Below are 13,025 nucleotides of genomic sequence, written 5' to 3' on the forward strand. Positions count from 1 at the left end.
CGAGGGTGACGAGGTGGCGAAGGTGACGGAGAAGGCTTCGGACGCGACGGCGGTCGGGGAGGGCTCGGGCACGCTCGGGTACGAGCAGGCGCGGGACGAGTTGGTGGACGTGGTGCGTCGGCTGGAGGTGGGCGGCACCTCGTTGGAGGAGTCGATGGCCTTGTGGGAGCGGGGCGAGGAATTGGCCGAGATCTGTCGGCGTTGGCTGGAGGGCGCGCGGGCGCGGCTGGATTCGGCGTTGGCGGCGCGGGAGGCGGCGGAGCACGGGGGCGAGGGCGCGACCGACCGCGGCTGAGGCGGGGTGCGCGGGCGGGTCGGCGGCGGCGCGGGATGTGATTCGGGCCACGGGAAACCGGATTTAGTTGAAACTTCACCTAACTCCGGCGTAGCGTTCTGGCCATCGCTTCACTCTTCACCGCATGGAAGAAGGCTTCACCGATGTCCCTCGTTCTCGACGCCGCCGCCCAGGACCTGCTGTTCCGCGAGGCCCGCACCGCCAACTCGTTCACCGACGAGCCGGTGACCGAGGAGCAGGTCCAGGCGATCTACGACCTGGTGAAGTTCGGTCCCACCGCGTTCAACCAGAGCCCGCTGCGCATCACCCTGGTCCGCTCCCCCGAGGCCCGCGAGCGCCTCGTGAAGCACCTCGCCGAGGGCAACCAGGCCAAGACCGCCGCCGCCCCGCTGGTCGCGATCCTCTCCGCCGACAACGAGTTCCACGACGAGCTGCCGGCCCTGCTCCCCCACTTCCCGCAGGCCAAGGACATGTTCTTCGCCGAGCGCCCGGTCCGCGAGCAGTCCGCCCTGCTGAACGCCGCCCTCCAGGCCGCCTACTTCATCGTCGGCGTGCGCGCCGCCGGCCTGGCCGCCGGCCCGATGACCGGCGCCGACTTCGCCGGCATCCAGAAGGAGTTCCTGGACGCCGACCACACCCCGCTGATGATCGTCAACATCGGCAAGCCGGGCGAGGACGCCTGGTTCCCGCGCTCCCCGCGCCTGACCGCCGAGCAGGTCATCACCACCGTCTGAGCCGACGCCCCGGGGCGCCCGCGCACACGCGAAGAGGCCGCCCACCCCGACCGGGGGTGGGCGGCCTCTTCGCGTGCCGTGCGACGCCGCTCGGGCGCGCCGACGCGCGGGCACGGCGCGCCGCTCAGGCGCCCTTCTTGAACTCCAGCGCGTCGGCCATCGCGGCCAGCCCGTCGTGGTCGGCGGTGCCGGTCACCACGGTCACGTGCCCGCCCTCGCGGCGCACGAGCGCGTCGTACTTCTCGCCGTCCCACTGCTCCCAGGACACCCCGCCGGCCTTCCGCTCGGTGCCGGTGGCCTTCGCGCCCTGCGTGACCTTGTCGAGGTACGTGGCGGAGGTGTCGCTGGACTGCTCCACCGCCACGTACCGCTCCTTCGGGTCGAGGAAGCCCAGGTGCCAGGCGTTGGCCTCCTTCCGCGTGTACGTCACGGAGGTCGCCCGCCAGGTGTCGGCCAGGCCGACCGGGGCCGCCACCGGGTACGGGGCCGCCCGGCGGGCCGTGAGGGTCTCGACGCGGTAGTCCACGACCACGGTCGGGTCGGCCTTCTCGTCGTGCGGGACGAACACGTAGATCGCGGCGACCACGACGCCGATGACCGCCAGCGACCGGACCATGTCCCAGATCGTCTGCTTGCCTTTCATACCTGCCACGCCCCATATCGTCCCGCATGGCGGTCGGCGATCACCCGCAGGGGCCCCCTCGGGGTAGACAGGGGTGTCGGGCGTGGGTGGTCGAGCGGGAGGAGCTGTCCGATATGCCGCTCATACGTGACCCCCTCTGCTCATATTGTCGACGTACCGATAGAGTTCCCTCACCCTCGATCCCGGCCGTCGCCGTACAGAAAGGTGCGCTCCGATGACCGAGCACAACCTGCCGCCCCAACTCGAAGTCTCTCCGGAGGCCCCCGACCGCAACCTCGCCCTGGAGCTCGTCCGGGTCACCGAGGCGGCCGCGCTGGCCGCCGGCCGCTGGGTCGGTCGCGGCGACAAGATCGGCGCGGACGGCGCCGCCGTCAACGCCATGCGGACCCTGATCTCCACCGTCTCGATGAACGGCGTCGTCGTCATCGGCGAGGGCGAGAAGGACGAAGCGCCCATGCTCTTCAACGGCGAACGGGTCGGCGACGGCACCGGCGCCGAGGTCGACATCGCCGTCGACCCCATCGACGGCACCACCCTGAACGCCAAGGGCATGCCCAACGCCATCGCCGTCCTGGCCGCCGCCGACCGCGGCACCATGTTCGACCCCTCCGCGGTCTTCTACATGGACAAGCTCGTCACCGGCCCCGAGGCCGCCGACTACGTCGACATCAACGCCCCCGCCTCGGTCAACATCCGCCGCGTCGCCAAGGCCAAGCGGATGGCCGTGGAGGACGTCACCGTCGTCATCCTCGACCGTCCCCGGCACGAGGCCATGGTCAAGGAGATCCGCGAGACCGGCGCCCGGATCAAGTTCATCTCCGACGGCGACGTGGCCGGCTCGATCATGGCCGCCCGCGACGACACCGGCGTCGACCTGCTGATGGGCATCGGCGGCACCCCCGAGGGCATCATCTCGGCCTGCGCCATCAAGTGCCTCGGCGGCGTCATCCAGGGCAAGCTGTGGCCCAAGGACGAGGCCGAACGCCAGAAGGCCCTCGACGCCGGCCACGACCTCGACCGGGTCCTGACCACCACCGACCTCGTCACCGGCGACAACGTCTTCTTCGTCGCCACCGGCATCACCGACGGCGAGCTCCTGCGCGGGGTCCACTACCGCTCCGAGGCGGCCACCACCTCCTCGCTGGTGATGCGCTCCAAGTCCGGCACCATCCGCAAGATCGACTCCACCCACCGGCTCTCGAAGCTGCGCGCCTACAGCGCCATCGACTTCGACCGCGCCCAGCTGTAGTCGGCGCGGCGGTACGGGCGGTACGACGACCTGAGGGGCGTTTCCGGGTGTGCGGCCGGGAAACGCCCCTCACGGGTGTGCGCGCGGAGGTCTCCGCGGAGGTCTCGGGGAGCGGGCCCCCCGGGTCGGGCTCAGCCGGCCGCCGGGATCGGGTCCTGGCCCAGGCCCAGCTCGGTCGCGCGCCGGCGCATCCGCGCCAGCACCACGCGCCGTTCGGCGGCCGTGAGCCCGCCCCAGACCCCGTAGGGCTCGGGCTGGAGCAGCGCGTGCTCCCGGCAGGCGACCATCACGGGGCAGCGGGCGCAGACCCGCTTGGCGGCCTCCTCGCGCGAGAGGCGGGCGGCGGTGGGCTCCTTGGAGGGGGCGAAGAACAGCCCCGCCTCGTCCCTGCGGCACACGGCCTCGGCGTGCCATGGCCCGTCCTCGTCGCGCGCCGGGACCCGTGGTTGGGGCACGGAGGTGACGGGGGCTGTCCGCAGGGCCTGATGCGGCGGATGCTGCACGGTCTACTCCTGACGACGGGGACGCGAGCGAGACACGATGCACCTGTCCCTACCCGCTGTGCACGCCCTTATGCACTGCGTGGCGCCGCCGGGCACTTCGTCCGAAACCCGGCCCGCCGCCGGCCGAGTCCCGCCCCACGGGCCCCGTCCGCCCCACGCATTCAGACCTTCGGGCCGCCGGTCCCCTTGCCCGAGACCTCCTTGCGCAGGGCGCGGGCGAGGTCCACGAGGCGCGAACCGCGCTTGGGCCGGGCCTCGATGTTGCCGAGCAGCGCGAACCCGCGCACGACCACGAGCGGGGCCTGCGGGTCCTCCGCCTGCCGTTCGGCGCCCAGCACCTCGAAGTTGCCGAGCACCCCGCTGCCGAAGCCGCGCAGGGTCACGTTCTCGGGCACCAGGATCTCCACGTTGCCGAGCACGGCCGTGACGCTGATCTCGGTGAGCTGCTGCTCGAACACGGCCTCGGTGAGGTCCAGGGTGATGTCCCCGAGGACCGAGACGGCCCGGGTGTGCGGGCCGGGGCGCCAGTGCCCGCGCCGGGCGACGCTGCTGCACACGGCGAGCACGGTCTCGGCGGTGGCCCCGTAGGGCGCGGCGGGCGCCAGCGGCGGCAGGGGGGCGGCGGGCGCGGCGGACGGGCGGCCCGCGGGCAGGTCGGCGACGAGCGGGGCGAGCCCGTCGACGGTCTTCACGGCGTACAGCGCGTCGAGGCGTTCGGCGTGCTCCTCGGGGCTGAGCCGGCCCTCGGCCACGGCCTCGGAGAGCACGACGGCGATCCGGTCGCGGTCGGCGTCGGAGGCGCGGATCCCGTCGAGGGGCACGGGGGCGACGGGGGCCGCGGGCGCCTCGGGCGCCTCGGGGGCGGCCGGGGGCTCGGGAGCGGCGGTGGGCCGGGCGGCGGGCTCGGGCTGCTTCTGGAGATCCACGGGGCCAGCATAGGCGAGACGCGATAGATCGCGATAGCCCTCGGGCCCGGAAACCGCTCGGATCCGGCCGCGCGCACCCCGCGCCCGGACCCGTGCGCGGGCGCGCACGCCCGCTCCCCCACCGCCCGAACCGCCCGAAACCGTGCGATCCGCGCCACCTCGACCGGAAAGCCTCGTCGGATCACACCAAGATCCGCTCCCGGTGAGCCTTACCTCACAGACGGACCGCCGAACCGAGGTCCTAACCTGGTGAACGCGCTGCCAAAGGGACGTCAGCGTTCGACCGCCGAGTGAGGAATGGCCGCCGTCATGCCAGAGTTTGCGTACACCGACCTGCTGCCCTTGGGCGAGGACACCACGCCCTACCGGCTGGTGACCTCCGAGGGCGTCTCCACCTTCGAGGCGGACGGGCGCACCTTCCTCAAGGTCGAGCCCGAGGCCCTGCGCAAGCTGGCCGAGGAGGCGATCCACGACATCCAGCACTTCCTGCGCCCGGCCCACCTCGCGCAGCTGCGCCGGATCATCGACGACCCCGAGGCGTCCTCCAACGACAAGTTCGTCGCGCTGGACCTGCTGAAGAACGCGAACATCGCCGCCGCCGGCGTGCTCCCCATGTGCCAGGACACCGGCACCGCCATCGTCATGGGCAAGCGCGGCCAGAACGTGCTGACCTCCGGCGGCGACGAGGAGGCCCTCTCGCGCGGCATCTTCGACGCCTACACCCGGCTGAACCTGCGCTACTCGCAGATGGCCCCGCTGACCATGTGGGAGGAGCGGAACACCGGCTCCAACCTCCCGGCCCAGATCGAGCTGTACGCGACCGACGGCGGCGCGTACAAGTTCCTGTTCATGGCCAAGGGCGGCGGCTCCGCCAACAAGTCCTTCCTCTACCAGGAGACCAAAGCCGTCCTCAACGAGGCGTCCATGATGAAGTTCCTGGAGGAGAAGATCCGCTCCCTGGGCACCGCGGCCTGCCCGCCGTACCACCTGGCCATCGTGGTCGGCGGCACCTCCGCCGAGCACGCCCTGAAGACCGCCAAGTACGCCTCCGCGCACTACCTGGACGAGCTGCCGCGCGAGGGCTCCCCGCTCGGCCACGGCTTCCGCGACGAGGCCCTGGAGCAGCAGGTCTTCGAGCTGACCCAGAAGATCGGCATCGGCGCCCAGTTCGGCGGCAAGTACTTCTGCCACGACGTGCGCGTGGTGCGGCTGCCCCGGCACGGCGCCTCGCTGCCCGTGGCCATCGCCGTGTCCTGCTCGGCCGACCGCCAGGCCGTCGCCAAGATCACCGCCGAGGGCGTGTTCCTGGAGGAGCTGGAGCGCGACCCGGCCCGCTTCCTGCCCGAGACCGAGGACACCCACCTCGACGAGGGCGACGTGGTCCGCGTGGACCTGAACCGGCCCATGGACGAGATCCTCGCGACCCTCTCCGCCCAGCCCGTCAAGACCCGCCTGTCCCTGACCGGCCCGCTCGTCGTCGCCCGCGACATCGCGCACGCCAAGATCAAGGAACGGCTGGACGCGGGCGAGGAGATGCCGCAGTACCTCAAGGACCACCCGGTCTACTACGCCGGCCCCGCCAAGACCCCCGAGGGCTACGCCTCCGGCTCCTTCGGCCCCACCACCGCCGGCCGGATGGACTCCTACGTGGCGCAGTTCCAGGCCGCCGGCGGCTCCAAGGTGATGCTGGCCAAGGGCAACCGCTCCCAGCAGGTCACCGACGCGTGCGCCGAGCACGGCGGGTTCTACCTCGGCTCGATCGGCGGCCCCGCCGCCCGGCTCGCGCAGGACTGCATCAAGAAGGTCGAGGTCGTCGAGTACGAGGAGCTCGGCATGGAGGCGGTCTGGCGGATCGAGGTCGAGGACTTCCCCGCGTTCGTGGTCGTGGACGACAAGGGCAACGACTTCTTCCGCGCCCCCGCCCCGGAGCCCACCTTCACGCACATCCCGGTCCGCGGCCCCGGCCTGGCCTGATCCGCGCGCACCCCGGCCCCGGTCGCCCCTCCCTCCCGAGGGGCGGCCGGGGCCGGGTCGTTCCCCGGCGCCGCTACGCGAAGCGCTGGTTCGCCGCTCCCGTGCAGTTCTGGAGGGTGAGTTGGGCCTTCGGGCCGGCCAGGGTCAGGCACAGGCCCGCGGCGGCGGCCGGGCGCAGGGTGGCGCCGTCCCGCACGAAGCTCTGGTTGGCGCCGCCGTGGCAGTTCCACAGGATCAGGCCGGCGCCGGCGGTGTACTTGGCGCCGGGCACGTCGAGGCAGCGGTCGTGGCTGAGTTCGACGCGGACGGAGCGGGTGGTGTCGTCGTACCACCAGCCCTGGTTGCGGCCGCCGTGGCAGTCCCAGCCGATGACCTTGGTGTTGTTCGCGCTGGCGCCGCCGTCGGCGTCGAGGCAGGTGCCGGTCGGCTCGTTGCGCAGCGGGGCGAAGCGGTCGTCCCAGGCGCCGGGGGTGAGCACGGGGGTGCCGGTGCTCGCCGGGTCGGCGCAGGACGCCTCGGTGAGGCCGGAGGAGTAGAGCCGGGTCAGGCAGGAGGCGAACGCGGCGTGGCCGCGCTGGTTGGGGTGGAAGGACTGCCGGACGGTGTTCTCGTCCCAGGGGAAGTGGTCGTCGAGGTCGAGGAAGAGGCCGCGGGCCCAGGTGTCCTCGGAGCAGACCTCGTGGCCGTGGAAGAGCCGGGAGTTGTCGAGGTAGACGGCGCCGGAGTCGCGGGCGGCGGCCCGCATGCCCTTCTCGAAGGCGGGGACGGCGGTGTTGCGGCCCCAGGCGGCGTCGGAGTCGTAGCCGGCGCAGCCGCCGGGGAGCTTGCCGGGGAAGTTCGGGTTGTCGCCGAAGTCGGGGCCGATGGGGCTGGGGTAGCCCATGACCACGAGCTTGTAGTCGCCGTCGGCGTAGCCGGCGTCGCGCATCACGGTCCTCAGGTCGGCGACGGTGGCCTCGACCTTGGGCCGCAGGGCGTCCACGCGGGCCTGCCAGCCGCCCGCGTACTTCGGTTCGCAGGTGCCCTGGGAGAGCAGCCAGCGGGTGACGCAGTCGGTCATGACGGGGCCGAACTGGAGGTCGTCGTTGGCGCCGGCGACGAGGAGCACCATCTTGATCCGGCTGTTGCGGGCCTTGACGGCGAGGTTGTCGCTCTGGACCAGCTCGTCGGCGTACTGCTTGGTGCCGCCGATCCGGATGTTGCCGGTGTAGGCGCCGGAGCAGGCCACGTTGAAGGTGAGGTCGGCGGGAATGCCGGTGCGGTGGATCGCGCTGTCCGGAGAGCGGTGGCACTGGTTGGTCGGGGTGTTGGTCGCGGGGTCGTAGACCCCGACGCCCTCGCCGGAGATCTCGCTGTCGCCGAGGGAGATCAGGCCGGTCTTGCGCTGGTCGAGGGGTCGGATCGCGGGGTCGCCGTAGATCCGGGTGGCCTCGGCGGCGCGGATCGCCTCCAGTTCGGGCGAGAGGGGCACGACGGTGCGGGACGCGGCGGTGGGGGCGGGGGCCGGGGTCGCCTGGGCCGGAAGGGTGAGGGCCCAGGTGGTGCCGAGGGCGGCGGCGAGGGCGGTGAGGCCCGCGCCGGCGGATCTGAGCCAGGCTTGGTGGGGGCGTGCCATGGAAGTACCTCCCCGAGATAGGTGTTACCCACGGTATTTACTGGCGGGTAGGGGAGTTGGGAACGGCTGCAACAAGACATTCGCTCATCTTTTTCCGGAGGACCCCCGATGACCGACCGACAGAGCCCCGCCTTCCGCGTCGAGCACGACTCGATGGGTGAGGTGCGGGTGCCCGCCCACGCCAAGTGGCGGGCCCAGACCCAGCGCGCCGTGGAGAACTTCCCCGTCTCCGGCCGCCCCCTGGAACGCGCCCACATCGCCGCCCTGGCCCGGATCAAGGCCGCCGCCGCCGAGGTCAACTCCCGGCTTGGGGTGCTGGACCCCGAGACGGCCCGCGCGATCCGGGCCGCCGCCGAGGAGGTCGTCGCCGGGGACTGGGACGCCGAGTTCCCCGTGGACGTGTTCCAGACCGGCTCGGGCACCTCCTCCAACATGAACGCCAACGAGGTGATCGCCACCCTCGCGAGCGAGCGCCTCGGCTCCCCCGTGCACCCCAACGACCACGTCAACGCCTCGCAGTCCAGCAACGACGTGTTCCCCTCCGCCATCCACATCGCGGCGGGCGAGGGGATCACGGGCGAGCTGATCCCCGCCCTCGACCACCTCGCCGAGGCCCTGGCCGCCAAGTCCGCCGAGTTCGCCGAGGTGGTCAAGGCGGGCCGCACCCACCTCATGGACGCCACCCCCGTAACCCTCGGCCAGGAGTTCGGCGGCTACGCGGCCCAGGTCCGGTACGGGGTGGAACGACTCCGGTCCGCCCTGCCCCGCCTGCTGGAACTCCCGCTCGGCGGCACCGCCGTGGGCACCGGCATCAACACCCCGCCCGGGTTCTCCGCCGCCGTCATCGCCGAGGTCGCCGCCGCCACCGGACTGCCGCTGACCGAGGCCCGCGACCACTTCGAGGCCCAGGGCGCCCGGGACGCGCTGGTCGAGACCTCCGGCGCGCTGCGCGTGATCGCCGTCTCGCTCACGAAGATCGTGAACGATCTGCGCTGGATGTCCAGCGGACCGCGCACCGGATTGGCCGAAATCAATCTTCCCGATCTCCAGCCGGGGTCCTCCATCATGCCCGGCAAGGTCAATCCGGTGATCCCCGAGGCCGTGGCCATGGTCGCGGCCCAGGTGATCGGCAACGACACCACCGTCACCGTCGCCGGCGCCTCCGGGAACTTCGAACTGAACGTGATGCTGCCGGTGATGGCCCGCAACCTGCTGGAGTCGATCCGGCTGCTGTCCCACGCGAGCCGGCTGCTCGCCGACCGCACGGTCCACGGCATCACCGCCAACGTGGAACGGGCCCGCGAGTACGCCGAGTCCTCCCCCTCCGTGGTCACCCCGCTGGCCCCGCTGCTCGGTTACGAGGAGGCCGCCCGGATCGCCAAGCGGTCCCTGGCCGAGCGCCGCACCATCCGGCAGGTGGTCGAGGACGGCGGATACCTGGAGCGCGGCGAACTGACCGTCGAACAGCTGGACCGGGCCCTGGACGTGCTGCGCATGACCCACCCCTGAGCCCGCGCACCCACCCCGGGCGGGCGATGGTTTTCGGCCGAACACGTCCGTCCGGGGTCCCGTGTCGCACCCGTGACCCGCACCACGGCCCGGCGCCGGAACCGGGCCCTACCATCTGATCCATGGCAGCGATGGCAGGCCGCGGGGGCGGCTCAGCAGACGGCCGGGGCCCGACCCCGGCCCCCGGGTCCGAGCGGACCCGGCCCGCCGGCGTGCCCGGCCCCCACGGCGCACCGGAGCCCCTGACGGCGCGCTGGGCCCCCGGCACGGCGATCCTGTGGCGCTACCGCGACCACACCCCCGCCGGACCCGGCTCCCCGGCCCCGGTGCACATCTGCCGTCCCGTCACCGTCGTGCGGGACACGCCCGAACTCCTCGCGGTCTGGATGGCGCCGGGCACCGAGTGCGTCAAGCCGATCCTCCTCGACGGCACCTCGGTGCACGACGAGCCGCTGGCCACCCGCTACACCGCCCCGCGCACCACCACCCGCAGCCGCTGGTTCGGCGAGGGCGTGCTCAAGCTGGCCCGCCCCGGTGACCCCTGGTCGGTCTGGCTCTTCCGCGACCACGCCGGCCGGTTCAAGAACTGGTACGTCAACCTGGAGGACCCGCTGCGCCGCTGGAGCGGCGGGGTCGACTCCGTGGACCACTTCCTCGACATCGTCGTCGACCCCGACCGCAGTTGGTCCTGGCGGGACGAGGACGAGTTCGAGCAGGCCCAGCGGGTCGGCCTGATCGACGCCGAACAGGCCGACCGGGTCCGCCGCGCGGGCCTGGCCGCCGTCTCCGTGATCGAAGCCTGGGGCCCGCCGTTCGACGACGGCTGGGAGGACTGGCGGCCCGATCCGGCCTGGACCGTGCCGATCCTGCCGACCGACTGGGACCGTACCCCCGCGCACATGACGCCATGAGACTCTTGATGCGCCCCCGGAGGCCGGTCGTAGGATCGTGCCCCGCCGCCGACGCGGGGCGCACGGGGCGGGCGACACCGAAGGGACGCGAGAGGGGACGACCCCGCAGGAAGAACGGCCTGCACCACACCGACGACGGTGCCCGCCGCCGCTGAGCGGGTATACCGCGACTGACCCTTTCGAACGCAGTGAGTGCAGCGCACATCGAGCGAGCGCAGACGGACGGAATTCCACGCGTGACGGAGCACCCCACCTCTCACGAGGGCCCGCAGCCCGCCGCGGCGGCCGTGTCACCGGCGTCCGGCGACCCCGGCACGCCCCCGATCCACGCCCCCGGGGGCCGGACCGGCGGGTCGCTGCCGCGCTCCCTCGGCGGGGGCGCCGGCGGGGGCGACCACGCCCACGACAAGACCCCGGCCCCCGCCGACCAGGCCACGCGGCCGGCCGGCGGGCCCGGACGGATCCTCGGCGACGCCGGGTGGGAGGGCGTCGAACCGCTCGGCCCGCCGATCGAGGGGCCCGAGTCGCTCGCCGCCGAAGCCCTCGACGCCGAACCCTTCGGACCCCGGCTGCTCGACCCCGAGCCCGCCGGGGCCCAGACCGGGGCCGGCGTGCCCGGGGCCCGCCGGCGCGCCGGCGACCGCTCCGGGGACCTCGACGCCGATCCCGCGCCCACCGGCCCCGCCGCCGACGTCGACGCCGCCCGCCTCCTCGCGGGCGCGGGCGCGGGCCAGGGGGCCGGCATCCCGCCGGGCACCGCCCGCGCCGCCGGCGACCGCCGCGAGGGCGACCGGCTGCGCTTCGTGGGCGCCGCCACCCGCCGGATCGCGCGCGGCATCGACCTCGACGAGATCGTGCTGGGCCTGTGCCGGGCCACCGTGCCCACGTTCTCCGACGCGATCCTCGTCTACCTGCGCGACCCGCTGCCGGTCGGCGACGAGCGGCCCACCGGTCCCGTCGTCTTAAGGCTGCGCCGCACCGACCGGCTGCGCCCGATCGACGACCTCGCCGAGGCCGCGCGGGCCGCCGCCGGCGGTGTTCCCGGTCCCGGTCTCGCCGACCGCGTGATCGGGGTCAGCCCGCACGACACCCTCGGGATCGGTCTCGATCTCGCCGCGGCCGCGGGGGCCGCCGGCGAACTCGATTTCGGCCGGCTCCCGATGACCGGCCCCCAGGGCGACCTGCCGGCGAACGAGCTGTGCCCGATCCCGGCCGGCGGGGCGCTGGCGGAGGTGCTGCGCGGGGTCCGCCCGGTGTTCGGCTCCTCCGTCGCGGCCCGCGAGGCCCTGCCCGAGCTGCTCGGCGCCGAGCACCCGCTGCCCGGCGGGCGCCGCTCGCTGCTCGCGCCGCTGCGCGGCCGGCGCCGGGTGATCGGCGCGGCCGTGTTCCTGCGCAACGAGGAACGCGCCGAGTTCGACCAGGACGACCTCCTCGTCGCCGCCCAGCTGGCCACCCACACGGCCCTGGGCATCGACAAGGCGGTCCTCTACGGCCGCGAGGCGTACATCGCCGACGAGCTGCAGCGCACGATGCTGCCCGACAGCCTGCCCCAGCCCACCGGGGTACGGCTCGCCTCGCGCTACCTGCCGGCCGCCGAGACGGCCCGGGTCGGCGGCGACTGGTACGACGCCATACCGCTGCCCGGCAGCCGGGTCGCGCTCGTCGTCGGCGACGTCATGGGCCACTCCATGACCTCCGCCGCGATCATGGGCCAGCTGCGCACCACCGCGCAGACCCTGGCCCAGCTCGACCTGCCCCCGGCCGAGGTCCTGCACCACCTCGACGAGCAGGCCCAGCGGCTGGGCTCGGACCGGATGGCGACCTGCCTGTACGCCGTCTACGACCCCGTCTCGCACCGGATCACCATCGCCAACGCCGGGCACCCCCCGCCGGTGCTGCTGCACCTCGGCGGGCGTGCCGAGGTGCTGCGGGTGCCCGCCGGGGCCCCGATCGGGGTGGGCGGCGTGGACTTCGAGGCCGTCGAGCTCGACGCGCCCGCCGGCGCCACCCTGCTGCTGTACACCGACGGCCTGGTGGAGTCCCGGCTGCGCGACGTGTGGACCGGCATCGAGCACCTGCGCGAGCGCCTGGCGCGGACCGCGCAGCTCACGGGCCTGGACCACCCGCCGCCGCTGGAGGCCCTGTGCGACGAGGTCCTCGACATGCTCGGCCCCGGCGACCGGGACGACGACATCGCGCTGCTCGCGGCCCGTTTCGACGGGATCGCGCCCAGTGACGTGGCCTACTGGTTCCTCGACCCGGAGGAGACCGCCCCCGGGCGGGCCCGCCGGTTCGCCCGCCGCGCCCTGGCCCGCTGGGGGCTGGAGGAGCTGGGGGACTCGCTGGAGCTGCTGGTCAGCGAGGTGGTCACGAACGCCGTGCGGTACGCGGAGCGGCCCGTGACCCTGCGGCTGCTGCGCACGGACGTGCTGCGCTGCGAGGTCGGCGACGACTCCCCGCAGCTGCCGCGCCAGCGTCGGGCCCGGGACACCGACGAGGGTGGCCGCGGCCTGTTCCTCGTCAACCGGATGGCGCGCCGCTGGGGCGCGACCCGGCTCAGCAGCGGCAAGGTGGTGTGGTTCGAGCTGACCCTGCCCAGCTCGGGGCGGGCGGCGCGGCCCCCGCAGTAGCCCCTTCACGAGCCCTTCGCGTCCGCCCCGCGTGCG

11 protein-coding genes are annotated in these 13,025 nt (G+C 73.5%); 7 read left to right on the top strand and 4 right to left on the bottom strand.

Features of this window, described 5'->3' with window-relative positions; all coding sequences use genetic code 11:
- Positions 1 to 13 precede the first annotated feature (13 nt).
- Positions 14 to 295, top strand: a complete 282-nt coding sequence (locus ACN20G_RS07855; RefSeq protein ID WP_424212010.1) for an exodeoxyribonuclease VII small subunit — start codon at positions 14 to 16, stop codon at positions 293 to 295.
- Between the two features lie 143 nt (positions 296 to 438).
- Entirely contained in the window at positions 439 to 1,029 is a 591-nt protein-coding gene (locus ACN20G_RS07860; protein ID WP_424212011.1) for a malonic semialdehyde reductase, read from the top strand.
- 124 nt (positions 1,030 to 1,153) lie between these two features.
- Here the strand turns inward: ACN20G_RS07860 and ACN20G_RS07865 are convergent, their stop codons facing one another.
- On the bottom strand, positions 1,154 to 1,672 hold the full coding sequence (locus ACN20G_RS07865; protein ID WP_424215419.1) for a DUF4245 domain-containing protein: 519 nt from the start codon (positions 1,670 to 1,672) through the stop codon (positions 1,154 to 1,156).
- 214 nt (positions 1,673 to 1,886) lie between these two features.
- Between ACN20G_RS07865 and glpX the strand changes: the two genes are divergently transcribed.
- Positions 1,887 to 2,921, top strand: a complete 1,035-nt coding sequence (gene glpX, locus ACN20G_RS07870; protein WP_424212012.1) for a class II fructose-bisphosphatase — start codon at positions 1,887 to 1,889, stop codon at positions 2,919 to 2,921.
- 131 nt (positions 2,922 to 3,052) lie between these two features.
- Here the strand turns inward: glpX and ACN20G_RS07875 are convergent, their stop codons facing one another.
- Together ACN20G_RS07875 and ACN20G_RS07880 are read right to left on the bottom strand one after the other, a co-directional pair.
- Positions 3,053 to 3,424 (bottom strand): WhiB family transcriptional regulator, encoded by a 372-nt coding sequence (locus tag ACN20G_RS07875; RefSeq protein ID WP_424212013.1) that lies wholly within the window; start codon positions 3,422 to 3,424, stop codon positions 3,053 to 3,055.
- Positions 3,425 to 3,585: 161 nt separating this feature from the next.
- Positions 3,586 to 4,350: a DUF1707 SHOCT-like domain-containing protein gene (locus ACN20G_RS07880; RefSeq protein ID WP_424212014.1), complete on the bottom strand. Its 765-nt coding sequence runs from the start codon at positions 4,348 to 4,350 to the stop codon at positions 3,586 to 3,588.
- A 309-nt stretch (positions 4,351 to 4,659) separates the two neighbouring features.
- On the opposite strand from ACN20G_RS07880, the gene ACN20G_RS07885 reads away from it, so the two are divergent.
- Entirely contained in the window at positions 4,660 to 6,324 is a 1,665-nt protein-coding gene (locus ACN20G_RS07885) for a fumarate hydratase (protein WP_424212015.1), read from the top strand.
- 73 nt (positions 6,325 to 6,397) lie between these two features.
- Here ACN20G_RS07885 and ACN20G_RS07890 read toward each other — a convergent pair whose 3' ends face one another.
- Positions 6,398 to 7,939 (bottom strand): ricin-type beta-trefoil lectin domain protein, encoded by a 1,542-nt coding sequence (locus tag ACN20G_RS07890; protein ID WP_424212016.1) that lies wholly within the window; start codon positions 7,937 to 7,939, stop codon positions 6,398 to 6,400.
- Between the two features lie 108 nt (positions 7,940 to 8,047).
- Here ACN20G_RS07890 and ACN20G_RS07895 point away from each other — a divergent pair, with 108 nt between their 5' ends.
- The 3 genes from ACN20G_RS07895 (at position 8,048) to ACN20G_RS07905 (ending at position 12,989) form a co-directional block, all read left to right on the top strand.
- Complete coding sequence (locus tag ACN20G_RS07895) at positions 8,048 to 9,448, top strand: class II fumarate hydratase (RefSeq protein WP_424212017.1); 1,401 nt, start codon at positions 8,048 to 8,050, stop codon at positions 9,446 to 9,448.
- A 131-nt stretch (positions 9,449 to 9,579) separates the two neighbouring features.
- The gene (fomD, locus tag ACN20G_RS07900) at positions 9,580 to 10,359 is read left to right on the top strand and encodes a cytidylyl-2-hydroxypropylphosphonate hydrolase (protein WP_424215420.1); all 780 of its coding nucleotides are present in this window, start codon (positions 9,580 to 9,582) and stop codon (positions 10,357 to 10,359) included.
- Between the two features lie 236 nt (positions 10,360 to 10,595).
- The gene (locus ACN20G_RS07905; RefSeq protein ID WP_424212018.1) at positions 10,596 to 12,989 is read left to right on the top strand and encodes a SpoIIE family protein phosphatase; all 2,394 of its coding nucleotides are present in this window, start codon (positions 10,596 to 10,598) and stop codon (positions 12,987 to 12,989) included.
- Positions 12,990 to 13,025 lie beyond the last annotated feature (36 nt).

This window comes from Streptomyces dryopteridis (assembly GCF_049606955.1).
GTDB lineage: Bacteria > Actinomycetota > Actinomycetes > Streptomycetales > Streptomycetaceae > Streptomyces.